General features: G+C 71.0%; 22 protein-coding genes and 2 pseudogenes. 8 read left to right on the top strand and 16 right to left on the bottom strand.

What is annotated here, in order from left to right:
• Positions 1-5: 5 nt before the first annotated feature.
• Positions 6-215 carry a hypothetical protein gene (locus ACWDRB_RS46925; protein WP_449905407.1) on the bottom strand — a complete coding sequence of 70 codons (210 nt, stop codon included), beginning with the start codon at positions 213-215 and terminating at the stop codon, positions 6-8.
• 13 nt (positions 216-228) lie between these two features.
• Between ACWDRB_RS46925 and ACWDRB_RS46920 the strand changes: the two genes are divergently transcribed.
• Positions 229-954 (top strand): Tn3 family transposase, encoded by a 726-nt coding sequence (locus tag ACWDRB_RS46920; protein ID WP_449905405.1) that lies wholly within the window; start codon positions 229-231, stop codon positions 952-954.
• On the opposite strand, the gene ACWDRB_RS46915 is transcribed toward ACWDRB_RS46920, so the two are convergent.
• Positions 937-1,380 carry an RICIN domain-containing protein gene (locus ACWDRB_RS46915; protein WP_449905403.1) on the bottom strand — a complete coding sequence of 148 codons (444 nt, stop codon included), beginning with the start codon at positions 1,378-1,380 and terminating at the stop codon, positions 937-939. The two genes, ACWDRB_RS46920 and ACWDRB_RS46915, sit on opposite strands and share 18 nt — an antisense overlap.
• A 232-nt stretch (positions 1,381-1,612) precedes the next feature.
• On the opposite strand from ACWDRB_RS46915, the pseudogene ACWDRB_RS46910 reads away from it, so the two are divergent.
• Positions 1,613-1,978: pseudogene (locus ACWDRB_RS46910) on the top strand (Tn3 family transposase); the annotation flags it as partial.
• Positions 1,979-2,151: 173 nt separating this feature from the next.
• Here ACWDRB_RS46910 and ACWDRB_RS46905 read toward each other — a convergent pair.
• From ACWDRB_RS46905 to ACWDRB_RS46895, 3 genes and pseudogenes are all read right to left on the bottom strand, one after another.
• Complete coding sequence (locus ACWDRB_RS46905) at positions 2,152-2,949, bottom strand: maleylpyruvate isomerase N-terminal domain-containing protein (RefSeq protein WP_449905476.1); 798 nt, start codon at positions 2,947-2,949, stop codon at positions 2,152-2,154.
• A 242-nt stretch (positions 2,950-3,191) separates the two neighbouring features.
• Positions 3,192-4,094: pseudogene (locus tag ACWDRB_RS46900) on the bottom strand (Tn3 family transposase); the annotation flags it as partial.
• A 47-nt stretch (positions 4,095-4,141) separates the two neighbouring features.
• Positions 4,142-4,423, bottom strand: coding sequence for a hypothetical protein (locus ACWDRB_RS46895; protein WP_449905401.1), 282 nt, complete (start codon positions 4,421-4,423; stop codon positions 4,142-4,144).
• Between the two features lie 284 nt (positions 4,424-4,707).
• Here ACWDRB_RS46895 and ACWDRB_RS46890 point away from each other — a divergent pair, with 284 nt between their 5' ends.
• Entirely contained in the window at positions 4,708-5,289 is a 582-nt protein-coding gene (locus ACWDRB_RS46890; RefSeq protein WP_449905399.1) for a hypothetical protein, read from the top strand.
• Positions 5,290-5,315: 26 nt separating this feature from the next.
• Here the strand turns inward: ACWDRB_RS46890 and ACWDRB_RS46885 are convergent, their stop codons facing one another.
• Both ACWDRB_RS46885 and ACWDRB_RS46880 read right to left on the bottom strand, forming a co-directional pair.
• Complete coding sequence (locus tag ACWDRB_RS46885) at positions 5,316-5,594, bottom strand: hypothetical protein (protein WP_449905397.1); 279 nt, start codon at positions 5,592-5,594, stop codon at positions 5,316-5,318.
• Between the two features lie 335 nt (positions 5,595-5,929).
• Positions 5,930-6,601 carry a TetR/AcrR family transcriptional regulator gene (locus ACWDRB_RS46880; protein ID WP_449905395.1) on the bottom strand — a complete coding sequence of 224 codons (672 nt, stop codon included), beginning with the start codon at positions 6,599-6,601 and terminating at the stop codon, positions 5,930-5,932.
• 61 nt (positions 6,602-6,662) lie between these two features.
• Here ACWDRB_RS46880 and ACWDRB_RS46875 point away from each other — a divergent pair, with 61 nt between their 5' ends.
• Positions 6,663-7,490, top strand: a complete 828-nt coding sequence (locus ACWDRB_RS46875) for an alpha/beta fold hydrolase (RefSeq protein ID WP_449905393.1) — start codon at positions 6,663-6,665, stop codon at positions 7,488-7,490.
• Positions 7,491-8,167: 677 nt separating this feature from the next.
• Here the strand turns inward: ACWDRB_RS46875 and ACWDRB_RS46870 are convergent.
• Positions 8,168-8,398, bottom strand: a complete 231-nt coding sequence (locus ACWDRB_RS46870) for a hypothetical protein (protein WP_449905391.1) — start codon at positions 8,396-8,398, stop codon at positions 8,168-8,170.
• 152 nt (positions 8,399-8,550) lie between these two features.
• Between ACWDRB_RS46870 and ACWDRB_RS46865 the strand changes: the two genes are divergently transcribed.
• Entirely contained in the window at positions 8,551-11,745 is a 3,195-nt protein-coding gene (locus ACWDRB_RS46865; RefSeq protein WP_449905389.1) for a tetratricopeptide repeat protein, read from the top strand.
• A 310-nt stretch (positions 11,746-12,055) separates the two neighbouring features.
• A complete protein-coding gene (locus tag ACWDRB_RS46860; RefSeq protein ID WP_449905387.1) occupies positions 12,056-12,622 on the top strand; it encodes a hypothetical protein in 567 nt (188 codons plus the stop codon).
• 308 nt (positions 12,623-12,930) lie between these two features.
• On the opposite strand, the gene ACWDRB_RS46855 is transcribed toward ACWDRB_RS46860, so the two are convergent.
• The 4 genes from ACWDRB_RS46855 to ACWDRB_RS46840 are packed head-to-tail and all read right to left on the bottom strand — an operon-like array spanning position 12,931 to position 16,863.
• Entirely contained in the window at positions 12,931-13,254 is a 324-nt protein-coding gene (locus ACWDRB_RS46855; protein ID WP_449905385.1) for a hypothetical protein, read from the bottom strand.
• On the bottom strand, positions 13,233-13,715 hold the full coding sequence (locus ACWDRB_RS46850; RefSeq protein WP_350742241.1) for a (2Fe-2S)-binding protein: 483 nt from the start codon (positions 13,713-13,715) through the stop codon (positions 13,233-13,235). Before ACWDRB_RS46850 ends, ACWDRB_RS46855 begins: the two co-directional genes overlap by 22 nt.
• The gene (locus ACWDRB_RS46845; protein ID WP_449905383.1) at positions 13,715-14,653 is read right to left on the bottom strand and encodes an FAD binding domain-containing protein; all 939 of its coding nucleotides are present in this window, start codon (positions 14,651-14,653) and stop codon (positions 13,715-13,717) included. The genes ACWDRB_RS46850 and ACWDRB_RS46845 overlap by 1 nt, the downstream gene beginning before the upstream one ends.
• A complete protein-coding gene (locus tag ACWDRB_RS46840; protein ID WP_449905381.1) occupies positions 14,650-16,863 on the bottom strand; it encodes a xanthine dehydrogenase family protein molybdopterin-binding subunit in 2,214 nt (737 codons plus the stop codon). The genes ACWDRB_RS46845 and ACWDRB_RS46840 overlap by 4 nt, the downstream gene beginning before the upstream one ends.
• Before the next feature lie 711 nt (positions 16,864-17,574).
• Here ACWDRB_RS46840 and ACWDRB_RS46835 point away from each other — a divergent pair.
• A complete protein-coding gene (locus ACWDRB_RS46835) occupies positions 17,575-18,435 on the top strand; it encodes an oxidoreductase (protein WP_449905379.1) in 861 nt (286 codons plus the stop codon).
• 73 nt (positions 18,436-18,508) lie between these two features.
• On the opposite strand, the gene ACWDRB_RS46830 is transcribed toward ACWDRB_RS46835, so the two are convergent.
• Complete coding sequence (locus ACWDRB_RS46830; RefSeq protein ID WP_449905377.1) at positions 18,509-21,709, bottom strand: BTAD domain-containing putative transcriptional regulator; 3,201 nt, start codon at positions 21,707-21,709, stop codon at positions 18,509-18,511.
• 124 nt (positions 21,710-21,833) lie between these two features.
• Here ACWDRB_RS46830 and ACWDRB_RS46825 point away from each other — a divergent pair, with 124 nt between their 5' ends.
• Entirely contained in the window at positions 21,834-23,336 is a 1,503-nt protein-coding gene (locus ACWDRB_RS46825; RefSeq protein WP_449905375.1) for an FAD-dependent monooxygenase, read from the top strand.
• Between the two features lie 50 nt (positions 23,337-23,386).
• Here the strand turns inward: ACWDRB_RS46825 and ACWDRB_RS46820 are convergent, their stop codons facing one another.
• From ACWDRB_RS46820 to ACWDRB_RS46810, 3 genes are read right to left on the bottom strand one after another with little or no spacing between them, the layout of a single operon-like run.
• Entirely contained in the window at positions 23,387-24,031 is a 645-nt protein-coding gene (locus tag ACWDRB_RS46820) for a response regulator (RefSeq protein WP_449905373.1), read from the bottom strand.
• A complete protein-coding gene (locus ACWDRB_RS46815) occupies positions 24,022-25,107 on the bottom strand; it encodes a sensor histidine kinase (protein WP_449905371.1) in 1,086 nt (361 codons plus the stop codon). Before ACWDRB_RS46815 ends, ACWDRB_RS46820 begins: the two co-directional genes overlap by 10 nt.
• The gene (locus tag ACWDRB_RS46810) at positions 25,091-25,708 is read right to left on the bottom strand and encodes a DedA family protein (protein WP_449905369.1); all 618 of its coding nucleotides are present in this window, start codon (positions 25,706-25,708) and stop codon (positions 25,091-25,093) included. Before ACWDRB_RS46810 ends, ACWDRB_RS46815 begins: the two co-directional genes overlap by 17 nt.
• Positions 25,709-25,761 lie beyond the last annotated feature (53 nt).

The following is a 25,761-nucleotide window of genomic DNA, read 5'->3' as shown; positions in this document are numbered from 1 at the left end:
CGGCGTCAGTCCGCACGTTCCGCGTGCAGGTGCCACATCCTGGCGAGTACGAGGTTCTGATCGTGGGCGGGGATGTTCGACAGGTCGACGGACATCCCCGCCCGGCCAAGCCGTTCGTTACCGATCTGCGCGATGGCCTTCGTGGTCAGCGCGACGGGCGGTCGAGCCGGCCGACGCCACCCCCAGCCGTTGGCGGCTCGCGTCTCATCTGGCATCGCTCGCGAAGCGATGTTCGAACGAGAAGCTGGGTACGTTCATCCGTACACGACTGAGCAAACAACCCAGTACGCCGACGGCACCGGCCTGCCCGCCAACTTCACCCACATCTCCGGCGCCGACTCACCCATAGAGGACTTCGGCGTCAGCCTGGCTGCGCTGATCGTGGCCGAGGCGTGCAACGTCGGCCTGGTCCCGATCGAGAAACCGAACGTGCCCGCGCTCACCCGGGCCCGGCTGCTCCAGGTCGACCAGGGCTACCTGCGCGGCGAGACGATCGCGGCGGCCAACGTCCGCCTGATCGCCGCTCTGGGCGTCTGGTACTTTATTCCGCCAGATTGGTTCCCGCGCAGGAGAGCGAGGGGAATCCGGCGCTGGTGGGGCAAACCCTGGCGGGTGAGCGCTTCGGAGGCGCAGTGGCTGTCGGCCTGTTCTAACACTGACCGAGGTGCTCACACCGCCGTCCCCGAGTTGCAGCGGTGGCTGCGCGAGCAGCGGGGCGCGTCATGCCGTGGCGGAGCTTGCGGTCGGCGCCGCGTAGATGATCGTGACGGAGCTCAGACGCAGGGGGCGACGGCGTCATCAGCTCCGCGAAGCCGGACGCCCTGCCCGATGGAGCGAAAGCCCTTGGACCCCCTGAGCGGGGATTCAAGGGCTTCACCTTTCACTCCGGCTTACGTGACCGGCACCAAGGCGATGCCCGTCAGCGGTGCCCGAGCCTCAGAAGGGGCTCAGTAACCACTGCTGGTTGGCGCCGTTCCAGCAGGAGGACTGGAGGATGTTGGCGCCGTCGGCGTAGCTGGCCCAGGCTACGTCAAGGCACTTGTCGCTGTGCTTGGCGACTACCATCTGGTATCCGGAACCGTACGTGCCGCCAGGCAGCCACCATCGCTGGTTGTTGGCATAGCTGCAATTGGCCTGGATCACGTTCGCCTGGGCAGCCGTGGCCGTGAGGGTTCCGGCCATCGCGCATCGCACGGTCAGCGCACCGGCCAGACCGGCCGCGATCACAGTCATGGTGCTCGGCGCAGCGTTGGAGAGGTTGCGGGATGTGGGCGGGGTGATGAGGCCATGCTGGGCCCCTCCTCGAGTCGCGATGGTGTTGATGGGGGTGGAGTAGTGTGCGCGGGAGATGAGCAGGTAGCCTCCGGGATCGAACGTCATGGCCGAGGTCCTTGCTGGTCGGAGCCCTGGCCGGGTTAAGGGTGCGGGCTGTAGAGGCGGATCTCGATGCCGTCGGGGTCGTGCAGCCCGACCAGTACGTGGCCGACGGCGCCGGTGACGATGCCGCCGTGCGACTCGCCCAGTTCCTCCAACCGGCCGCGCCACGCCTCCAGCTCTGCCCGGCCGGATCGCGAAGCGGCGTGGTGATCACAACCGGCTCGGCTTCGCTCTCGAGATGTGCGTCCAGGAGTCCCGGCACAAGCTCGCCCGCGACATCTGCCACGGCAAGAAGGGCACCATCCACCAGGCGTACCGGGACGGGATGGAGGACCGGCTCGGCTCACTCGGCCTGGTCCTGAACGCCGTGGTGCTCTGGACGACCCGCTACATCGACGCCGTCGTCGTCCAGCTTCGCGCGGAGGGTCATGAGATCCGTGACGAGGACGTGGCCCGGCTGTCCCCGCTCAAGCACAAGAACCTCAACGTCCTGGGCCGCTACAGCTTCACCCCCACCCAGCCGGCGGGCGGCACCCTGCGCCCGCTGCGCGACCCGGACGCGGCCGGACCCGATGACGACGAGGACGGCGCTGAGAACTGACGGCGTCAGGTGCCGACCAGGCGCACCGATCAGCTTGTGAGCCGCCGCCTTGGTCAGCCGCTTCGCAGCCGTGACGGTCTGCTCCCCCCGCGGCCCCGAGGCCACCACTGCGTGGTTGTAGCCGTTGGCGGGAGGCATGCCCCGGGGCGTACGAGGTGGCACATCGTCACGTCCTACTCATCCGGCTCCCAGGCGCTGAGCTGCTCGAAGAGACGCCGGTCGCCGTCGAGCTTCAGGGAGTTGATCGGGATACGGTCGTGCAGGATGAGGACCAGCTCGCTGGCCGTGCCCCGAGCGGAGAAGAAGGCGGCGGCCGCGTTCGGGTCCTGGCCGGCAGCGGTGGCCGGCACGGTGCCGGGCCCGGGGAGGCGGGCGGTCCGTGCGCCGTCGGCGGAGAGCGAGAGGCGCCAGGAGCGGCCCTCGGAGGCGTGGAAGTCGACGGCAGCGGGCTCGTGCGGCCAGGCACTTGTCGTTGCGACGCAGGTGGACAGGAACTCGTCGACACCGTCGAGCGCCACCTCGTCCGGCAGCGGCTGCGGGGCACCTACGGTGATCTGGGCGTCGTACGTGTGCACCGCCATCTGCTGGAGCTGGTGCCGAGCTACGGCACCGGAGGTCTGCGGCGACTGCGATGTCTCCCACCACGTCCAGCAACCGCGATCCGGGCCGGCCTTCCGCAATGCGTCCAGCAGTTGCTCCGTGGACTCCGCCAACCAGGCCAGCAGGGCCTCGCGCTCCCGAGGCGCAGCCGGGGCGCCCTCCGCTGCGGACTTGGCCGGAGCAGGCCCTGCGGCGACGGTGGCGGCCCAGTCGCGGCGCCCCTCGCCGATGTGCTGCGCCAGATCGAACAGCGTCCACTCGGGGCAGGTCGGCACCTGTACGTCGAGGCTGGGCGCGGAGGCGACCGCGGCGCGGAAGGCAGTCGACCGTTCGTCGATCAGTCGCAGCAGAACGGGGAACTCGAGTGTCATTGTCACCCTGAATCTCTATCACTGCGTTCCAACAACAGCGATTTTCACAGCCGCCATCGCGGGCGGACCCTCACCACCGCGGAGAAAAGAGCGCCGACAGCGCATCGGAGGCCTGCTGCGGTACCACCGCCTGCTGCACCCCGGACGAGGAAGCCCTCGACCCGGCCCAGAGCCCGGCCGAGGCGAAGGCCGCCGCCGGCTGCGCGTGCGCCAGCTGAGGCACAGACCGGACGGGAGTCCTCGGCCGGGTCGCGCAGGGGCCGAAGCACGCCGCCGGCAGGGGTGGAGCCGCGGAAGCTGTAGCGGTCCAGCACGTTCAGGTTGGCGTGCCGCAGCGGGCAGAGCCGGGCCACGTCCTCGTCCAGCACCTGGTGCTCGCGCTGGTCGGCGGGCAGGGCCCGCAGCTCGGCGACGGCGGCGTCCAGGTAGCGGGTGGTCCACAGCACCGCGGCGTTCAGCACCAGGCCGAGCGCGCCGAGCTGGTCCTCCTGCCCCGTCCGGTAGGCCTGCATGATCTGCCCACGCTTGCCGTGGCAGATGTCGCGGGCGAGCTTGTGCCTGGGCTCCTGGACGGTGAGCTGACGGTTCATCTGCCGCCGGTAGGTGTCGTCCACCGGGTCGACCGCCCGCAGCAGGTGCAGGGTCTTGGCGATCCGCCCGTACTCGGCGAACGCCTGCCCCAGCGGGGTCGGGCGGCCTTCGCGGCCGAACATCCGCAGCAGGTCGTAGGCGCGGACCTGCCCGGTCACCAGGGAGCCGGCCACCCGCAGCATGTCCGGCCAGTGCGTGACCACCTTGCCCAGGTTGACCCGGTTACGGGCCAGCGGCTCCAGCGGCCCGTAACCGCCGGTGGCCACCCCGGGCAGCTCGGCCCGCCAGAACCGCTGATCGGCCAGGTCCCGGAAGCGGGGCGAGAAGTTGTAGCCGAGCAGCGAGAACAGCCCGAACACCATGTCGGAGTACGAGACGTTGTCGGTGGCGACCATCTCCGGCCGCGCGCCGGCGTCCAGGTTCAGCAGGGTGTCCAGGATGTGCGGCGAGTCGCGCGGGGTGCCCGGCACGACCATCTGCCCGATCCCGGCGACCTGGTCGTTGACCGCGTTGAGCCAGGTGATCCCGCGCTTGAAGTGGTAGTACTTCGGCGACTGTCACCGGCATCGTGCCGACGGCCACTGCCGTCGGCACGGCCTGGTCAGCTTGCGGCCTGCTGGCCGCAGAACGCCGTCTTGACGAGCCCGTCCAGCAGCTTGGGATAAGTGGTGAGGTCGAATGCGGCGTCGCCCGCGGTTAGCGAGGCGGTCAGGGTCTTGGCGCCGTCGGGCGAGCTGTACATCAGCGCCGCGTAGCCCGCCGGAGGGCTGCCGTTGTGGTTGAGAACGGTGCCGCAGCCGGAGCCCACGTCCCTTGTCCGGGTGGCCAGCTCGATCACGTTGAGAAATTCCCTGGCGTTGTTCTCCATCGGGGTGCCGCCCATGAGCAGGCGTCGCCGTGCTCGGGCGACGAGGGCGGCGGTGCAGGAGCTCGGAGCGGTTCAGTGAGCCCCGGTCTCCCCGCGCTGTGGGCCACCCCCGCGGGACCACGGCAACAGCGGCACCGGAGGGCCATTCGGGCCTCTGCACCGTTCCCAAGAAGTCCATCTGGAAATAGTTCGTTCCACTAAAGAATAGGGTCTGGCGTGGTTTCTCTTCGTGATCTACCTTTCGGACAAATGATCAACGTGGTCGCCCGACGCGCGACCCTCGAGAAGGGTAGGGCTCCATGGTCCGGACGATTGCGCGGATTGCCGCTATCGGCACACTCTTCATCGCCAGCCTCACCATTACACCCACGACCGGCGCGTGGGCGGCGTCCGCCTGCTCCTCGCCGCAGGAGAAGACCTTCTCACTGCCCGGAAAGCCGGACGTGTGGGTGGGCGCCGAAATGTGCATCTACACCAGGGGTACGGGCAACAATCAGAAAACGGGCATGCTCAGCATCAACTGGTCAGGGTCGTTCCTGGGCGGCAAGCGGTTCGACAAGTTCATCGCGGAGGCACGCGTCGAGCGCAACGACGTCATCTACGGGAACGAGCAGTGCGACTGGACGAGCGATCTCAACAGCATCAGCGACTCCGAGGGCGTGATGTGGGACTGCTACGCGTACTACAACTCGTCTCTCAACGGCGGGTGGACCGCCGACGGGAGGATCATCTACAACATCAACAACGACGGCAAGGGCGACTACGTCTGGAACCTCACCGGCTCACCCCGGGTCGCCATAGCGCCGGACGGCACTGAGACCCTGGAGCCCTCGGCCGAGGCGCCTTCGGTCGAAGAGGCACCCGACGATCCGACCTCCTGAGCCCGAACCGGGTGGCCCGAAGGCCCTCACCTACGGGCCACCCCACCGTAGTGTTCGGGGACGGGTGAGGGCGGATCCCCGAGGCGGAGGAGGGCCTGGTCGCCGTCGCGGGTGAGGTCGTCGAGGGTGAGTCGGAGGATGCGGCTGATGGGCTGGGCGTAGAGCAGGACGAGCAGGGCGATGATCCGGTCGCGCTCGGGGATGCTCTCGTCGCTGAGGGCCTTGCGAATCAGGGCGAGTCGTTGCCGCTGGCTGATCGGCGCTGGGTTGAGGGTGCTGCGGGTCGGGATGGTCAGTTTGGGCATGTGACCGGTGGTCGTGCACCAGCGTAGGAACGCCTGGGCGGGTCGTCGGGCCAGGAAGGCGGTGGCGTGCCAAGCGTTCAGGTCGGCTTGGGTGCAGCCGCCGAGGCGGGTGTGGTGATCGTCCAGCCAGGTCAGGAAGGCAGCATCAACCTCTTCGCCACTCCCGTGGCCGCCCAAGCGTGGAGCGCGGCCCATCCGAACGTGGCCGGGCAGATCCTCACCCAGCGGCAGGCGTTGGAGATGGGCGTTCGTGTGCGCGCCACGGCGTCCCCGAAAGCCCGATCTTCACCAAGATCGCCTCCCAGGTCCATCGGTCCCGCGACACCCAGGTCCGCTCAGGCTTCACCTGCGTTCCGGACTGCACCGCCGCCCTCGCCTGGTAGGAGGGCGGCGATGAGGACCTGGGTGGTTTGGTGTTGCCATTGGTCGAAGGTCCAGCCGCAGATGTCGCTGTAGCCCAGGTAGCTGTCGATGTTGGCCAGGACGAAGGCGACGTCGCGGGCGTGGTCCAGGGTGAGGGCGGGGTTGAGCGCGCCGCGGTCGTTCAGGAGCTGGACGAGCACGGCGTAGGCGGCGCGGGTCTGCTGCTGTTTGATGTGCCATTGGGCGGCCAGTTCGGGGTCGGTGCCGGTGGCGCCGCGGGCGACGCGCATGAGCGGGGCCGCACGTTCGAGGATGGATCGGCTGTTGGCCAGCCACATCCGGATGATCTGCCGTGGGTCGGGTTCCTGCCGGATCGGGATCAGCCAGGGGCGGTCCAGCAGCGGGACCGGTTCGTCGTCTCCGGCGGCGGCCACGTCCAACGCCTCTTTGAGCAGGGTGTGCTTGTTGCCGAAGTGGAAGTACACGGTCTGGGTGGCGACCCCCGACTGCTCGGCCACCTGGTCAAGCCGCGTCGCTCCGTAGCCGTGGGTGACGAACAGTTCGGTGGCCGCGGCGATGATGCGCCGACGGGTGGCCCGCGCCTGTTCGGCCCGCCGTGTTCCGCGCTTGACTGGATCCGTCATTCACTAGAGAGTACTCTAGCGAATGACTAGAGGCACCTCTAGCGAAACTAGGGAGAAGATCATGATCGACTTTTTGCGCATCGACGGCGCCGAGATCTCCTACGCCGACTCAGGCGGAGACGGCGCGCCCCTGTTGCTGATCCACGCCGCCGGATCCGGCGACTGGTTCACCCCCCTGGCCGCCACCCCCGAGTTGTACGGCTACCGCGTGATCCGCATGGTGCGCGCCGGATACACCGGTACCCCCGCGCCGGCCGGCCTGACCATCGGCGACCATGCGGGGCACGCCGCCGCACTGTTGCGGCACCTGGACGCGGCGCCCGCCCACGTGCTCGCCCACTCCTCCGGCACCACGATCGCGTTCCAGCTCGCCTTCGACCACCCTGAGCTGGTCCGAACGCTCCTGCTCAGCGAGCCCCCGCTGCTCGAAGCTCTGGCCGACCCCAAGGACCTGGACGTCATCAGTGCCACCCTCGGCGCGGCGATCGGAGCCGCGATGGGTGCCACCGCCCGGGGCGACCTGCCGGCGGCGTTCGACCTGTTCATGACGGGCGTGTGCGGACCCGCCTACCGCCAGGCCATGACCGAGGCCCTGGGAGCCGACCTGGTCTCCCAAGCCGAAGACCGCTGCCGATACCTGTTCACCGACGAGATCCCCGCCCTCGGCGCCTGGACCTTCACCCCGAAGGCCGCCGCCCGCCTCCACCCACCGGTGATCCTGATCCAGGGCAGCGCCAGCCCACCCCCCTTCCATCGCCTCATCGCCCGCCTGGCCACCCTCATCCCCGGCGCCACCACCGCCACCATCGCCGGCGGAGACCACCTGTACCCCTTCACCGCCCCCAAGGACCTCGCCAAACTCATCACCAACCTCTGCGCCACACCCTGAGAACCCACGCACCCGGACCCCCGCGAATCCGCCGAAGGCAGGACGCGCCGACGGCGGTGGCCTGGTCGAGGCCACCGCGATTGCGGCGGCTGGTCCCGAAGAAGCCACGGTTGATGGAGATCCTGTCGTGGTGCACGCCGAGGGCCTGGAGCTGCTCAGTCCGTATGATCACGTCTTGCTCATCGGTCGAGCAGCGGGCGTAGCCGGCCTCTGGCCCGCCGCCGCACGGCTGACCGACCTACTGGCCGAACACGGGCGAGTGGAAGAACTGCGGAGCCGGGTTGAGGCAGGTGACAGGGCCGCCGCCAACCAACTAGCCGATGCCCTGCTGGTGGCGGGGCGAGCGGAGGAGGCGGAGCGGGTGCGCCGGTTCGGGCTGCCGCTGGAGGATGACCGAATCGGGCCCTTGATACCTCATAAGAGACGACCGAGGAGGGCACTCTCGGCCACTGGATCCGGTGGCAGACCGTCGACTACATGGCTGAGTTGCCAGCCGCGTACGACTGGGTACAGTCCCGCCACTTCTGCGAGACGCAAAGCACGCACGGCTGGTGGTGTTCACGACCGGACGGTCATGAGGCCGGGCACGCCTTCCGGACACAGGACCTCTGACCCGGCATCGGGTACCAGGGCGGCCGGAGCGCGGGTTGATCCACACACGCTGGAGCGCCGTCGTATCAGCAGCCGTGGTCGTCGTCGTGAGAGACCATGCCCATGCCCGCGATCGCGGCCACCTTGGCGACCGCCATCTCGATCGCCTCCAGCGCGGCGGCCAGGCGCTCACGCTCGCCCTGGGCCAGGCAGGTCTCGCCGAGCTGGTGCGCCGGCAGGTCCAGGTGTGTGGCGAGGCGCCTGCAGGCGTCGGCGGCGACGTCGACCCGGTTCCGGGTCGGGGGAGCGAAGGTCACGACCGTGACGGTACGCCGTAAGGCTGGTACACGCCCGGCCTTTGCGATCGACCATCGAGCCCGGTTGTGCATGTACACGGGTGGTCAACGCGCTGAGCCGGTCGCCGAGGAGCGATTGCCCGAGGTCCCGGGTACGGCCGATGATGACCGTCATGAGCGGTCCAGAAGGGGTGCGCCGGGTTCACCAGCACGCAACCGGCTCGGGGTTCGCGCGCATCTACCAGGCCGCCGGCGACATGATCGTTTATGACGGCGGGGAGCCGTACCGGCTGGCGCTCTGGCCGGCCCCTGCCGCCGCCCCACCGCCGGAGCAGGCGCGGGCGCGGCCCAGCGGCCTGCTGCAGGCGGCGAACGGGCTGATCGCGTTCACCGGACGCCGCGACCTGCTGGACGACCTGCGGCACTGGCGGGACGGGCCAGGCCTCGCGGTGCGGCTGATCCACGGAGCGGGCGGGCAGGGCAAGACGCGCCTGGCCCACGAGGTGGCGCGGACATGGCAGCAAGACGGGTGGGTGGTGCTGGCGGCACATCACCGGCGCGACCGCTCCGCGCCCGAGCCCTTCGTCGTTCCCGATCTGGCGCGGGCTGCCGGGGTGCTGCTGGTGGTGGACTACGCCGAGCGGTGGGACACCGCCGACGTGCTGTCGCTGCTGGCCGACACCCGCGTCGGCACGGGGCTGCCGGTACGCGTGCTGCTGCTGGCCCGCCCGTCCGGCACCTGGTGGCAGGGCCTGGCGTACCGGATCCAGCGTGACGTCCACCTGACGCCCGGCCGCACGGAGTTGGGGCCGCTGGAGGACGGGCCCGGCGTCACGCGCGCCGGGCTGTTCGAGGCCGCGCGTGACCGGTTCGCCGAACTGCTCGGGATACCGGACGCCGGGAATGTGGACCCGCCACCCGCGTGGGCCCGCCACGAGGCCTACCGGCTGGTACTGACCGTGCACATGGCCGCACTGGCCGCGGTGCTGGCCTACGACCGCGGTGATCCCCCGCCCGCCGACCCCGTGACCGTGTCGGCCTTCCTCCTGGCCCGCGAGCGCGATCACTGGGAGGCGATGTCCGCGCCCTCTCGCGACAACCCGCTCCGTACGACTCCCGACGCACTGGGGCAGCTCGTCTACACCGCCACGCTGACCGGCCGGCTCGGCCACGCCGACGGGAGGGCGGCGCTGGCCCTGGCCGGGATCGACTCCAGAGAGGCTTTAGGGCAGCTTCTCAAGGATCACGCGGTCTGCTACCCGGGGGCGCGGGACACGGTCTTGGAGCCCTTGTACCCGGACCGGTTGGGCGAGGACTTCGTCGCCTTGATGACCTCCGGCCATTCTCATGAGTTCCCGGCCGACCCATGGGCCGACGGCGCACCGGCCCGGCTGCTCGCGCCGGCGGAGGAGGCGCCGGCGGAGGACCCCGGCCGTGTGTGGGCGCCCCACGCGCTGGCCACCCTGGTGGAGGCCGCGCGCCGATGGCCGCATCTGGCCGCCGGCCAGCTGTACCCGCTGCTGGATGCGTACCCCGAGCTGGCCCTGCAGGCCGGGGGCGCCACCCTGGCCGCCCTGGCCGCGCTGGACGGGATCGATCCCCATCTCCTGGAGGGCATCGCGGCCGTCCTGCCGGATCACCGGCACATCGACCTGGACATCGGCATCGCCGCCGTGACCTCCCGGCTCGCCAGGCATCGGCTGGCGGCCACCACGGAGCCCGCCCTGCAGGCCCGCGTCCACGAGGATCTGGCCATCCGCCTGGGCTATGCCGGGCTGCACGCTCGCGCCCTCGCCGAGGGCGAGCAGGCCGTCCAGATCATGCGCGAGCTGGCGGCGCTCGACCGCGCCAGGCATCTGCCCAACCTGGCCGCTTCCCTGAACAACCAGGCCACGAGGCTGATGTCGCTGGGCCGACGGGACGAAGGGCTCCCGCTGCTCGAAGAGGCCATCGCGTTCCGGCGTGAGCTGGCCGCCGCCGACCCGGCCACCCACCTGCCGGACCTGGCAACCGCCCTGGCGAACCACGCTGCCTCGCTGGCCGAAGCGCGGCGGCTGGACGAGGCGCTCCCGCACTCCGAGGAGGCCCTTCTCCTGCGGCGGCGGCTGGTGGCGCTCAATCGCGCCGCCCACCTGCCCAACCTGCCCCCGTCGTTGATCAACCACGCCCTCCAGCTCGCGGACATGGGGCGGCTGGCCGAAGCGGTCCTGCTCTCGGAGGAGGCCGTCACCATCGGCCGGGAGCTGGCCGCACTCAACCCCGCCGCCTACCTGCCCGACCTGGCCACCGCCCTGGAGAGGCACGCCGGACGGCTGGCTGAGGTAGGGCGGCTGGACGAGGCACTTCCCCTCTCCGAGGAGAGCCTCACCCTGTACCGGGAGCTGGCCGAGCTCAACCGGGCGGCCCACCTGCCCGACCTGTCCGTGTCGCTGAACAACCACATCGGGCTGTTGGCACAGGCCGGACGGATGGACGAGGCCATCCGGCTCTCGGTGGAGACGATCGACGTGTGCCGGGAGCTGGCCGATTCCGACCGGAGGGCCTACTTACCTCTGCTGGCTACCTCGCTGCACAACTACGCGCTCAAGCTCGTCCCGCCTGGGCGCGAGGCGGAGGCGGTCGGGTTCTTCTCGGAGGCCGTCTCGCTGCGGCGGGAGCTGGCCGGGCGGGACCCGGCCGTTCGCCTTCCTGAGCTGGTGTCCACGCTGAGGAGCCTGGCGGACCTGTCATCCAGGCACGCGCTGCGGCTCGTGGGCCAGGAGCGGCGGGCCGAGGCGCTCCCGTACTCGGAAGTGGCGGTCGCCTCGTGGCGGGAGCTGGCCGAGCTCGATCGCCCGCCTCACCTGCCCATGTTGGCGAGCGCGTTGAACAACCACGCCGGGCGGCTGGCCGAGGCAGGGCGGGCGGCGGAGGCGGCCCCGGTCGCCGAGGAGGCGGTGGCCCTGTGGCGGGAGATGGTGGAGCTCGACCGGGCCGAGTATCTGCCGGATCTGGCGCTCTCGCTGCGCAACTGTGCGCTTCGGCTGGCGGAGGCCGGGCGGCGCGCCGAAGCCGTCCCGCTCGCGCAGGAGGCCGTTGTCCTGTACGCGCAGCTGGCCGAGCTCGACTCGGTTACTCATATGCCGTCGTATGTGCAGGCTCTGACAGTCCTCGGGCTCATGTTGGTGGAGGAGGCCAGGTTTCGCGAAGCGGTCGCACCCCTGCTGCACGCCTTGCCGGCCAGTCGCTACCTGCCTGACCACGGCCGGGACATCATCATCACGATCATGGCACAGCTGTACCTTGCCTACGCGGGCGACTCCGCGGGGGTCTCCCGCGAGTACCGCGCGATCACCGGCCAGGACGTTCCCGGCTGGATGCGTGGGTGATCCGCCTCGCTGTCATCCGCCGTCGGACAACCTGAAGGCACGACACGAGCGAGTACTCCCTGTGGCTGACAACGCGGCTTCGCCTCGTTAAGGCAAGCGTGACCGCGTATGCGGACGGCCATCTAGGTCGTCCCGCATTCGACCGTTCTTGGGACAGCAATCGCTGCTGAGCGTGCGGAGGCTCGGCCGCCTGCGGTGCGCCCGCCCAGGGCGGCGCCGATTGCCATGACCATGGATACGTAGTGTAATGATCTAGTTACTATTAGTGACGCTGCCATGGATATGGCCCGTCAGGCACCCGGAGACCCCCATGCGACACATCCGCCCAACCCGCGCCCTCCTCACCGGCACACTCCTCACTCTGGCCCTCGCCGGACTCTCACCGGCCAACCCGGCCCACGCGGCGGAGATCATCATCATCGACGGCTACACCCAGACGGTGAAGGAATCGTCCGGCATCCCCGTGACCTGCCCGACCAACCAGGTCCTGCTCGGCCGCGAGCACTTCGGCGACGAGAACGGCAACACCACCTACTACTGCGGCCTGATCCTCATCGACGGGCAACAAGTCAGGGTTGGCACACCGTCCTGGAGCGACTCCCAGCGCGAAAGCAACTCCTTCTTCGCCGCCCCGACCAACGAGGCCCTGGTCGGCCGCCAGCACTCCGGCGACGAGAACGGCCCCACCCGCTACGCCACCGCCTCCCTGACCGCGTGGGGGCGGACCGTCGAACTGACCTCCTACCGCTGGACCCCGGGACAGCGGGAAAGCAGCAGCTACTCCAAGGCCGGCGAGTACGAGGTCATGACCGGCCGCCAGCACAGCGGCGACGAGAACGGCCAGACCAGCTACCAATACGCCAGGATCGCCGACTAGACCGACCGCAGCCAGGCGATCAACAGCAGCACGCCTCAAACGACCTTGAAAAAGAGGAACCCCCGGCTCCGGCCGGGGGTTCCGTCGCGCAGGGAGCCCGCCCGGTTCGTCAGGTGTCCTGAGGACGGAACCCGTCGATGCCGGTCGCGACCGGGGCGGGGGCGGGCGCGATGTACTCGGCGACGGCCCGGCGGGACCAGGCGGTCACGTCGGGGGCCCGTCGATGCCTCGATCCGCGCCGGGCGTTTGCACAGGTCAGCGCGCCGCGCCCGGAGATCGATGCCGAACAGAATCTGCGCACTGTGCCGTTACTGGCCGGTAGCGTCTCCGGCCGGTTCCTCGCTGGAGACGACGGCGGCGGATCCGTCCGCCTGCTCCGGCTGCAAGTCGTGGATGGCGCCGATCTCGGCGACGATGGTGTTGATCGAGCGCGGCGACAGCCACCCGCCGGGCCGGCGGGCGGCGATGGAGGAGGCTGCCGGAAACGGCGCGGCCGCCTCGGGCGTGAGGTCGAGGCCGCGTTCGTGCTCGAGGCACTCGGCCGGCGCGGTGCGGGCGTCCAGGCCGAGGAAGACGCTGCGGCTGGTGCGGCCCTTGCCGCGCACCCCGCTCAGGTCGGCTTGCCCGGCCACTCGCGTGCGGCGCGCGTGATCGCGCGTCTGATGGGTTCGTAGCCGGTACACCGGCAGATGTTGGAGCCGACCAGGGCGGCGACGCGCTCCGGGTCGTCGCCGATGCCGGGATCGCGCTCCAGCGCCCCGGCGGCCACCATCAAGAAGCCCGGCGTGCAGAAGCCGCACTGCAGGGCGTGCTCGGCGGAGAAGGCCCGCTGCAGGGGATGGGGCTCGCCGTCGGGACCGGCCAGCCCTTCCACGGTACGCACCGAGCTGCCGTCGCACTGCACGGCCAGCATGAGGCACGATCGCACGGCCCGGCCGTCGACCAGCACCGTGCACGCCCCGCAGACGCCGTGCTCGCAGCCCAGATGCGTGCCGGTGAGGCGGCAGTCGTCACGCAGCACGTCGGCCAGCACCCGGCGGGGCTCCACGTCGAGTGGGTATTGCTCGCCGTTCACCGTGAGAGTGATCTTCATCAGTGGCCTCCCTCGCTCGCGGCGACCCGCGCGCGCTGATCGCGCGCCGCCTCGCGCAGGGTCCTGCCGACCAGGACGGCGATGGCCTGCCGCCGGTACTCCACGTCCGCGTACGGCTCGGCCACGGGAGCCGCGTCCTGCTCGGCGGCGATGCGGCCCGCCCGGGCGAACGGGTGGTCGCCGGGCACCCGGCGTCCTGCCGGGGGCGCGAGGTCGGTACCGATCAGCGCCCGCTCGGCGGCCCTGGCCCGCACCGGCCTGTCGGCGCAGTTGACGAGTCCGATCCTGGCCCCGATGATCACCCCGTCGCGTGCGGTGAGCGTCGCCGCCACGGCCACCTGGGCGAAGCAGAAGTGCGTGCGCCGGTGCTCGATGAAGCCGACCCCGGTGTCGCCGGTGAGCAGCGGGAACCGCACGGCGGTGATGAGCTCGTCCGGCCTGCGGCCGGTCTGGAACGGCCCATGGAAGTAGTCGCGGGCCGAAATCTCGCGTGGGCCGCCGGTGCCGTGCAGCTCGAGGTCGGCGTCGAGCGCGAGGGCGAGGGCGCACCATTCCGAGGCGGGGTGCGCCCAGGCGAGGCTGCCGACCATGGTTCCGCGGGAGCGGATGGGCGGGTGGGCGATGCTGGCGACAGCGCGTGCGAACAGCCTGCCGAGCGGGCCCGGCACGGCCTGCTCCGACTCGAAGGCGTCGTGGCGGATCAGGGCGCCGACCCGCACCGTGCTGTCGTCCCCGTCCATTTGCACGTCCATGTGGTCGAGCTCGGCGACGCGGTTGATGTCGACGACCAGTTCAGGGCGGATGCGTTGCAGGTGCATCTCCAGGATGAGGCTCTGTCCACCGGCCAGGACCTGGGTCTTGCGCCCGTTGCCGGCGAGCGCGTCGACGGCCTCGCGCACGGTGCGCGGCGCGACGTAGTCGAAGGCGGCGGGCTTCACCGGATCTTCTCCAGTTTCGGGGCGCGGGCCGCTCGCCACACCACGTCCGGGGTGAGCGGCATCTGCAGCAGGTCGGGGTCGGCGACGCGCAGCGCGTCCGCCACGGCGTTGACGATCGCCGCCGGCGTGCCGATGCAGCCCGACTCGCCCGCCCCTTTGGCACCCAGCGGTGTGGTGGGGCTCGGCGTGCAGGTGTCCTTGATCTCGATGGGCGGGATCTCGGTGAACGTCGGCAGCAGGTAGTCCAGCAGGCCGTTGGCCAGCAGGGGAACGCCGTCCTGGTCGAAGGGGATGCCCTCGTACAGTGCCTGGCCGATGCCCTGCACGACCGATCCGAAGGCCTGCCCGTGCACCACCATGGGGTTGAGCACCCGTCCGCAGTCGTCCACGGCCACCACCCGCAGCACGCGTACGGTGCCCAGCTCCGGATCGACCTCGATCACGGCCGCGTGGGCGCCGAACGGGAACGCCATGCCCCCCTCGAACCGGTCGTCAACGCGCATCGGCCCGGTCGCCTTCACCAGTTCGGCCAGGTCCATGGCGGCCAAGCCGTCCCGGACGGGGTGCACGGTGCCGTGGGACCACGCCACCTCCTCCGCCGGCACCCCCCACAGGGCTGCGGCCCGCTCGCGTGCCTGCTCGATGAGCAGGGTGGCGGCGTGCTGCAGCGCCGCTCCGTCGACCTGCGCCGAACGGCTGGCGAAGGAGCCCAGCCCGTCGGGCTGGGCGTCGGTGTCGCCCTCGACCAGCCGCACCCGCGCAGCATCCACGCCGAGGGTCTCGGCGACCAGCGCGGGGAAGACCGTCTCGTGGCTCTGGCCGCTGGGGGAGGCGCCGCATCGGGCGGTGAACGTGCCGTCCTCGCCCGCCTCGACGCTGACGAACTCGTGCAGCCCTCCGGGTTCGCCTCCAGAGCGCTCCACGTAGCAGGACAGGCCGATCCCCACCGGCAGGGCGTCAGGATCAGCCCGGCGGCGGTCCTGTTCGGCCCGCCACCCGTCGTAATCGAGAGTCTGCAGCGCCAGGTCGAGCGCGGCGGCATAGTTCCCGCTGTCGTAGCGCCGCCCAGTGGGCGTCTGGTACGGGAAGTCGTCGGGCGAGATGAAGTTGCGCCGCCGCAGCTCCGCAGGATCCATCCCCAACCGCCGGGCCAGCACGTCCATTGACCGCTCCAGCGCGATCGCGGCCTCCGGCCGGCCCGCGCCTCGATACGGGTAGGTCACCATGGTGTTGGTGAGCACCGAGCGCACGCCGGCATGAACCCGGGGCGTGGCGTACGGCCCGGTCGCCATCCAGGCCGTCTGCATGGGCAGGCCGACCCCGAGGTGGGGGTAGGCGCCCACGTCGGCGTCGATGGTCAACTCGTAGGCGAGCAGGCGCCCATCGGCGTCCGCGGCGAGCCGGACCCGCTGATCCTGCCCCCGGCCCCGGCTGGCGACCAGCATGGACTCCAGCCGGTCCTCCACCCATCGAACGGGACGGCCGAGCCGCACCGCCAGGAAGGCGACCGCGACGAACTCCGGGAACGCCGCGCTCTTCGACCCGAACGCGCCCCCGGTGTCCGGCACCACGACCCGTATCCGCTCGGCCGGCCAGCCCAGCAGCGTGGCCAGCTCCCGGCGCAACCGGTGTGGCATCTGGTGCCCCGACCACACGGTCAGCCGGTCGTGTCCAGGCACGCACAGAATGGCCCGGCACTCCATCGGCGTGGGCATCAGCAGTTGCTGGCGATATCGTGCCTCCACCACGACCGCCGCCTCCCGCCACACCGACTCCTCGATCGGCTCCCCGGCCTCCCCTAGAAACGCGATGTTGCTCAGACCGTCGAACAGGCGAACGGAGTCAGCCGCCGCGGCTGACGGCGACACCACCGCCGGCAGGGGATCAATCTGGAAGACGACCTCGGCGGCCCCGTCCTCGGCCTGGTAGCGGTCCTGTCCCACGACCACCGCCAGCGCCTCACCGGAGTATCGCACCCGATCCTTGACCAGCACCGGCCACTCCCGGCCGGCCACGGCCTCTTCCGTGGACAGCTTGGCCAGCAGCGTGTGCGGAACCGGAGGCAGATCCTGCAACGTGGCGGCCGAGTGCGGGCACACGGGAAGATCCGCGAGTCCCGCGGCGGACCAGGCCCCCACCACACCCGGCACCTCACAGGCGACGGAGCAGTCCACCTCGCGCAATATGCCGTGCGCGACATCGCTTCTCACAAAGGCGGCGTCCAAACAGCCCGGCACGTGCATATCGGCGACATAGCGGCCCGCGCCGGTGAGCAATCGTTCGTCCTCACGCCTCGACCAATGCTCCACAACCGAGACCTCCGCTCCGCCCGTGTTTCACGGTTGGCCAGATTTTATTTTTCGACGTGAATAAGAATCGAATATCAGTATCCGACTCGCCGTGTCGGCGCGGATCATTGACTCACAGAGCAAGCTGGTCCCGATTCGACGGTACATGTCAGCTCGAAGAGTCCTCGATAGGCCGGGGGAAAGCTTCGAACCGATTTTGCCTGACCTGTACCGATAAGGGACTTACGACGCAGGTCCGCTCTCACGGCGCGCCATGCTCCGTCTCCGCACCAGGCAGCCCATCTCCTCCCGCGCCAGCCGCCCTCCTCGGCAACCGCAACCACGACCTCCATCTGCCGCAACATTCGAGGAAGGAGGATCGGATGGCACGGGGGTGAGCACCTACCCGAATGGCATTCCATCCCATGCCCGATCACGTCGATGTCCTTCGTCGGAATTCACCGACCCGGAAAAGCACGCAACTGCTACGGGCAGGGCAGACCCCACCGTCCACCTCCTTGGACGACCCGGTGATAAGGCGCGCGTTACTTTGACTTTCCCTCAGGGCGATTAGCGTACGAAGCGAACGGATCCACCAGACCAGCCATCTATATGTTCGAAGGGTGCGTCGACATGCCCACGACGGACGCCAACTCACCAGGAACGACGTGGTTCATCACCGGCACCTCGCAAGGCTTCGGGCTGGAGCTGGTCAAGCAGCTCTTGGCCGGCGGGCGCCGCGTGGCGGCCACCGCCCGCGACACCGCCCGTCTGCGTGAGAACCTCGGCGAGGAGGCCTCAAGCGACTTGTTCCTTCCCCTGCAGGTCGACCTCGCCGATGCGAGCAGCATCGACAGTGCCGTGCATCGAGCCGTCGAGCACTTCGGCTCCATCGACGTCCTCGTCAACAACGCCGGGTACGGCCTGCTCGGCTCCGTGGAGGAGACGAGCGACGCCGAGGCCCGTGCGATGTTCGACATCAACTTCTTCGGCCTCTGGAACGTGACACGTGCCGTACTCCCGCAGATGCGCGCCCAGCGCGGGGGGCGCATCATCAACATGTCCTCCATCTTCGGTCTGGTCTCCGGGGCCGGATGGGGTCTGTACAACGCGACCAAATTCGCCGTAGAGGGCCTCTCCGAGGCGCTTGCGCAGGAAGTCGAGCCGTTCGGCATCTCGGTCACACTCATCGAACCCGGATACTTCCGGACCAGCTTCCTCACCGGCGGATCTATCGCGCTGCCCGAGAACACCATCGATGCCTACACCGCGGTTCGCGACATGACCGAGGAGCACAACAAGATGGAAGGAAATCAGCTCGGCGACCCCGTACGTGCGGCCGAAGCCATCATTGACGTAGCCTCACGCACTCCCGCCCCGCTGCGACTCCTGCTCGGATCGGATGCGCTGCGACTGGCGACCCAGAAGATCGAGAACCTGGCGGCCGGGATCGAGCAGAACAAAGAGATCACCCTGTCCACGGACCTCCGCTAACCCGCCCCCGCTACGGGCCACCGCGGGTCCTTCGCCGGCACGCGCGAGCGGGACTCGCCCTCAGCCCGACGGCTCACTGACCAGCGAGGAAATGCCGGTCCAAGACGTCTCTACTCCCGCGACCCTTCCCGTACGCCGCCGCGAAGGCCTCCTCGCCCAGCGCGGCCCGCCCCCGGCGGGTGAGCTCGCGAACCTGCTGATCGGTGCGGTCGTGCGTGCCGCGCAGCCGGGAGGCGGCGCCGAGCAGCACGGCCGACTCGTCATGCCGCCCGTGCGCCTCGGCGAGCGCGGCCGCGTTCACCGCCACCAGCGACAGGATCGGCAGGTCCCCGGTCTCCAGCGCTACCGCGTACGCCTTCGCCAGCATCTGCTCCGCGCCGGCCAGGTCGCCCAGCTCCAGGCAGAGCGAGGCCCGTACGTTGCTTACCAGCGTCCGCACGTGGTCACCGGGGAACGTGGCGTCGCCGTGCAGACCCCGTTCGGCGTCGTCGAGCAGTTGCCGCGCCCGGTCCAGGTCGCCGTGCCGCAGCCAGAAGCCGGCCTCGCGCGCGTCGACCAGGATCAGCATCTCGTCAGAGGCCGCGCGCCGGGCCCGCTCCCGGGTCGAGTCGATCATGGCGATCGCCACGTCGGTCTCGCCGCGCCGCAGGTGCAGGTCGATCCAGCGCAGGTCCCTGTACACCTCGTCGCGCAGGCTGAGCGAGCCGAACTCGCCGGCCAGCGTCCGGGCCTCGTGCAGGTCGGCCAGCGCGCCGTCGAGGTCGTCGTCGTACTGCCGCAGCTGGGCGCGCATCGGCAGCGCGCCGGCCTGGCCCCAGCGGTCGCCGGCCTGCCGGAAGCAGGCCAGGGCCGCCTCCACGTCGGTGCGCATCGTGTCGAGCTCGCCCGCGTTCTCGGCGAACCGGGCCCGGAACAGGCGGGCCAGCCCGGACAGCCAGACGTCGTCGCCCTCGGCCAGGCGCTCGATGATCGCGAGCCTGGTCTTCTCCTCCTGCATGAGCGCGGTGATCACGCCGTACGGTCCCGGCAGCTCCGGGTACGCGAGCAGCCGGTCGGCCAGCTCGCGCATCTGCGCCTGGTCGTCGGCGACCTCCTCGGCGGTCATCCCTGGCCGGGTCTCGACCCGGTCGATCAGGTAGATCGCGTGGGCGCAGTCGCGGGCGGGCGTCGGCCCGCCGCCGGGCACCGCCAGGGCCTCGCCCAGCCAGTAGGCCGCGTCGGGTTGCCGGCCGAACATCTGCCAGTACCAGGTCAGGTTCAGGGCGAGAGCGACCGCGCCGGGGGCGTCGCCGATGTCGCACCGCCGGCGCAGGGCGGCCAGCGCGTTGTCGTACTCGGCGCTGATGACGCGCATGGCCGCCAGCTGGCCGGGCCCGCGCAGCTGCGGGTCGTAGCGGGCTATCAGCTCGGCGAAGTATCGGGCGGCCAGGTCGCGGACGGTGCCGAGGTCGCCCGTCTCGGCCAGGCGGTCGGTGCCGTACGCGCGCAGCGTCTCCAGCATGCGGTAGCGGCCCGGGTCGGGCGCGAGCTGCAGCAGCGACCGGTCGACCAGGCCCGCGAGCAGCTCGGGGATCTCGGCGGCCGGCACCGCGGTGCCGGCGCAGAGCGCGGTGGCCGAGGCCGGCGTGACGCCGCCGGGCAGGATCGAGACGCGTTCGGCGACCGTACGCTCGTGCTCGCTCAGCAGCTGCCAGCTCCAGGCGATGACCGCGCGCAGCGTTCGGTGCCGGGGCAGCGCGGTGCGGCTGCCGGTGGTGAGCAGCCGGAAGCGGTCGGACAGCCCGTCGGCCAACTCGGGCAGCGACAACGTCCGCAGCCGGGCCGCGGCCAGCTCCAGCGCCAGCGGCATCCCGTCCAGGCCGCGGACCACCCGCCGGACCTCGGGCAGCGTCGCCTCGTCCACGTCGAAGCCCGGGCGCACGGCCGCGGCCCGCTCGGTGAACAGGCGTACCGACGCCGCCCGCCGGGCCTGCTCGACGCCGTCGTCCGGCCCGGGCAGCGCGAGCGGGCCGAGCGGCACCAGCGCCTCGCCGTCGACCGCGAGGGGTTCGCGGCTGGTGGCGAGCACGCGCAGCCCGGCGCAGCGGGACAGCAGCGCCGCGACCAGGTGGGCCACGGCGTCGATCAGGTGCTCGCAGTTGTCGACCAACAGCAGGCTCTCCCGGCCACCGAGCCGGTCGGCGAGTAGGTCCAGGTCGTCGCCCTCGACCCGCATCCGGGCCTCGAACATCGCGCCGCCGCGCAGACCGATCCCGGCGAGCACGGCCGCGCCGACCTTGGTCGGCTCGGTGACCGAGGCGAGGTCGATCATCCAGGCGCCGTCGCGGTACTCGTGGCGGTGGCGACGGGCGGCCTCCAGCGCGAGCCGGGTCTTCCCGGCGCCGCCGGGGCCGAGCACGGTGGCCAGGCGCCCGGTGGCGAGCAGCGTGTCGATCCGGGCCAGGTCGTCCTCGCGCCCGATGAAGCTGGTCAGCGGCGCGGTCAGGTTGCCCGACCTGGTCCGCGAAGCGTCCGGGGCGGGCCGCTCGGCGCGCAGCAGGCGCAGGTGGCGCTCGTGCAGGGCGGTGCCCGGGTCGGCGCCGAGGGCGTCGGCCAGGGTTTCGCGGACCCGCTCGTACAGGGCCAGGGCCTCGGCCTGGCGCCCCTGGGCGGCGAGCGCGTCCATGAGCAGCGCGGCCGCCCGCTCGTGGACGGGGTGCTCGGCGAGCAGGGCGGTCAGGCGGGCGGCGGCCGCGTCGGCACGGCCCAGGGACAGCTCGGCGTCGGCGAGGTCGGCGACGGCCTCGACTGAGGCGTGGGCCAGCCGGGTCGCGGCGGCGGGCGCCACCGCGGCGACGACCGCGGGCTCGGCGCCGGGACGGTCGCCCCACAGCGCCACGGCCTCGCCGAGCACGGCCGCAGCGGCATCCGGGTCGCCGGCGCGCAGGCGGTCACGGCCGGCCGAGGTGAGCTGCTCGAACCGCAGCGCGTCCACGTCGGCCGCGTCCACCTCCAGGCGGTAGCCGCCCACGACCTGCGCGACGTCGGCTGCCGAGCCGAGGGTCCGGCGCAGGCGCGAGACGAGGGCCTGCAGGGCGTGGGCAGGGCCGGTCGGCGGGTCCTCGGCCCAGATCGCGTCGATCAGGATGCCTGGCTCGACCGCGCGCCCGCCGGCGAGCGCCAGCCGTACGAGCAGGCCCTGCAACCGCGCACCCTGAACGGGCAGGGCCACGTCACCGCGAGACGCCTGAAAGGCGCCGAGCAGCGTGACGCGAAGCCGCGCATCCCCGTCCATCCCTCGATCCTCGCGCACGCACCCTCGAGTCCCCAAATCCGTGTCAGCGCCGTGTGCGCCCCGTGTGAGCGGCCCGCGTCAGTCTTCACCTGCCTCGGAGAAGAGGCTTGTGAAGGGAGTTCTCGTGCATGACGTAGTGATCGTGGGCGCCGGCCCGGTCGGTCTTTTCCTCGCCTGCGAGCTTGGCCTGGCGGGCTGCTCTGTCTTGGTGCTGGAGCGGGAGCCGGAGCCGCGCTCCCCGTGGAAGGCGGACCCGCTCGGGATGCGGGGTCTGTCCGCCACGTCGGTCGAGGCGTTCTACCGTCGCGGGATGCTGGACCCGCTGCTGAAGGCGTCGGGCGTCGACGACTATCCCGGCGCCGACGAGCAGGGACCTCCTCGTGGCGCGGGCCACTTCGCCGGCATGATGCTCGATCCGGCCAAGGTCAACGTCGCCGCCCTGCCCTTCCGGCTTCCCAGCCCGGCGACGGAGGGCGTGATGACGAACCTCGAAGCGGTCGAGACGGTGCTGTCCGAGCGGGCCTCCGCGCTCGGCGTGGAGATCAGGCGCGGCGTCGAGGTCTCGGCCATCGCGCAGGACGACGAGATCGCGGTCGCGCGGGCCGGCGAGCATGAGTACGCGGCGCGCTGGGTCGTCGGCTGCGACGGCGGGCGCAGCGCGGTACGCGGGCTCGCGGGCTTCGGCTTCGCCGGCACCGAGCCGCAGTTCACCGGCTACGTCGTGCTCGCCGGCATCGCCGATCCCGGGAAGCTGCGCCCCGGGTTCAATCTGACGCCGACGGGCATGTACCTGCGCACGCCCGCGGAAGGGTACGTTGGCATGCTGGAGTTCGACGGCGGCGCCTTCGATCGCTCGCAGCGGTCGACCCGCGAACACCTCCAGGCGGTTCTGCGCCGTGTGTCCGGCACCGACGTGACGCTGAACGACGTCCATCTCGCTTCGAGCTTCACCGATCGGGCGATGCAGACGACGACCTACCGGCAGGGGCGCGTCCTGCTCGCCGGCGACGCCGCGCACATCCACTCTCCCCTCGGGGCGCAGGGCCTCAACCTCGGCCTCGGCGACGCCATGAACCTGGGATGGAAGCTCGCGGCGACCGTGCACGGGTCCGCACCGGACGGGCTGATCGACACCTACACCCGCGAGCGCCATCCGATCGGCGCCCGGGTGCTCGACTGGACGCGCGCCCAGACGGCGGTCATGAGGCCGGACCCGCATGCCCAGGCGATCCAAGGACTGATGCGCGACGTGCTCGGGACCCGCGACGGAACGACCTACGCGTTCGACAGGATCTCGGGATCGTCGATCCGCCACGACCTCGGCGGCGAGCATCCGCTGGTCGGCCGCAACGCCCCGGACTTCCGTCTTGAGGACGGCACCCGCCTCGGCGACCTGATGCAGGACGGACGAGGCGTCGCGCTCGATTTCAGCGTCGGCCGACGCCTGCATGGTTCGGCGACGGGCTGGGAGAGCCGGATGCGGTATGCGGCCGGGCCGGCGAGAGACGACCTCGGGCTGGGTGCCGTGCTCGTCCGGCCTGACGGCGTGGTCGCCTGGGCAGGTGATCGCGCCCCTGATCGTGAAGCGTTCGAGCGGGCTGCCGGCCATTGGTTCGGCAGCCCGTGAAGGGGGGTCGAGGAGCTGCCGTCTCCTTGAGGTCCTCGATGAGCGGCAGGTCAGGACTCCAGGAAGTGCAGCACGGCCAGCACCCGGCGGCTGTAGCCGGTCGTGTGCGACAGCCGCAGCTTGTCGAACAGCGAGTTCACGTGCTTCTCCACCGCGCTCTGCGACACGTGCAGCGCCTGGGCGATCGAGGCGTTGGTCAGCCCCTGCGCCATCCGTTCCAGCACCTCGCGCTCCCGCGCCGTCAGCCGGGCCAGGGGATCCACCTGCGTCGTACGGGCCAGCAGCTGACGCACCACCTCCGGGTCGAAGGCCGCCCCGCCCGCGCCAACCCGCTCCAGCGCGTCCAGGAAGTCGCCGACCTGCGCCACCCGGTCCTTGAGCAGGTAGCCGACGCCCTCGACGTCCGCGCTCATCAGCTCGGTGGCGTACCGCTTCTCCACGTACTGCGACAGCACCAGCACCTTCACGGCGGGCCAGCGCCGCCTGATCTCCAGCGCCGCCCGCAGGCCCTCGTCGGTGTGGGTCGGCGGCATGCGGACGTCCACGACCACGATGTCCGGCCGGTGCTCGGCCACCGCGGCGACCAGCGCGTCGCCGTCGCTGACCGCGGCCGGCACCTCGTGGCCCTCCTCCAGCAGTAGTCGCACCAGGCCCTCGCGCAGCAGCGTGGAGTCCTCGGCCAGGATCACCCGCACGGCAGCACCGCCGTGATCGTGGTCGGCCCGCCGATCGGGCTGCTCACCTCGAAGCCGCCGTCCAGCGCCGCCACCCGCCTGGCCAGCCCCGACAGGCCGCCGCCGGCCGCCCGCGCGCCGCCCGCGCCGTCGTCTCGCACCCGTACGAGCACCGCGGCGTCCTCCTCGTGCACCTCGACCGTAATGAGCGTGGCGCCGGCGTGCTTGGCGGCGTTGGTGACGGCCTCGCACACCACGAAGTACGCCGCCGTCTCCACCGCCATCGGCGGCCGACGCCGCAGGTCGCAGGCTACCCTGACCGGAACGCTCGACCGTTCGGCCAGCCCCGCCAGAGCCTCGCCCAGGCCCAGGGTGTCCAGGCCGGTGGGATAGACCCGCCAGGCCACCTCACGCAGCTCGGCCAGCGCCTGCTGCGCCTCCTGGTGCGCCTGCTCCAGCAGCTCCGGCCGGCCCCGCCTGGCCCGTCCGACCAGCATCGACAGCGCCACCAGCCGCTGCTGCAGCCCGTCGTGCAGGTCGCGCTCGATCCGGCGGCGTTCGGAGTCCACGGCGGTCACGATGCCGGCGCGGCTCTCGGACAGTTCGGCGATCCTGCGTTCGAGGGCCTGGGTCGGGTCGGGGGCGAGCATGCGCACCGCCAGCCGCCGTTCCAGCGCGTGCACGCCCACCACGCCCGACAGGGCCAGGAACAGCAGGACGATCCCGCCGACCGCGAGGTAGGTGACCAGCGGGAGCGAGGGCGCCATCCCGTCGAACCGCTCGCCGCGCGCCCAGGCGGTCAGGAGGAGGACGTAGGTGCCGGCCCCGTACACGAGCAACGTGATCACCAGGCCGCCCAGCACCCCGACCGGGACGCGGGCGGCCAGGTAGGGCACGGGCCTGCCGTCCTGGAGGGCGTCGGGGTCCAGGCGCAGGCGGCGCGCCTCGAGGCGGGCCAGCCGGCGGGCCGCGGCGGTGACGTTCGGATTGCCCAGCAGCGGCAGCGCCGGCAGCAGGAAGACCAGCTCGGCCAGGGCGGTGACGGCGCCCAGCGTCACCGCGCCCAGCAGCCGCAGCCCCTCAGCGGCGACTCGCATGCCTGCCCTTGCGCCGCTCGGCCAGCCGCACCCCGACGAACACCACGAGCGCCAGCACCACCAGCGCGAGCACCACCTTGGAGCCGATGCCGACGTACGCCTCCACCAGCGACCAGTTCTCGCCCAGCAGGTAGCCGGCCATCACGAAGATGGTGTTCCAGATCAGGCTGCCGGTGGCCGTCAGGAGCGTGAACGGCACCAGCGGCATCCGCTCGACGCCCGCCGGCACGGAGATGAGGCTGCGGAAGATGGGGATCATCCGCCCGAAGAACACCGTCTTGCGGCCGTGCCTGAGGAACCACGCCTCGGTCTTCTCGATGTCGGACGTCTTGACCAGCGGCAGCTTGGCGGCGATGGCCAGCGTGCGCTCGCGGCCCAGCAGCGCCCCCACCCAGTACAGCGCCAGCGCCCCGATCACGGAGCCGAGCGTCGTGCACACCAGCACGTCCAGCAGGTCCATCTCGCCTCTGGACGCGGTGAAGCCCGACAGCGGCAGGATCACCTCGCTGGGCAGGGGAGGGAAGAGGTTCTCCAGCGCGATCGCGAGCCCGGCCCCGGGCGCGCCGAGAGCCTCCATCAGTCCAACCAGCCAATCAGTCATGGGCTCAAGCCTAGGGATGATCGGATATGCCCGGAATGAGGCGGACTTCTGAT

This window comes from Nonomuraea sp. NPDC003707 (assembly GCF_053587055.1).
Note: the sequence above shows the minus strand (reverse complement) of the source record. Positions and strands in the feature narration are given on the sequence as shown.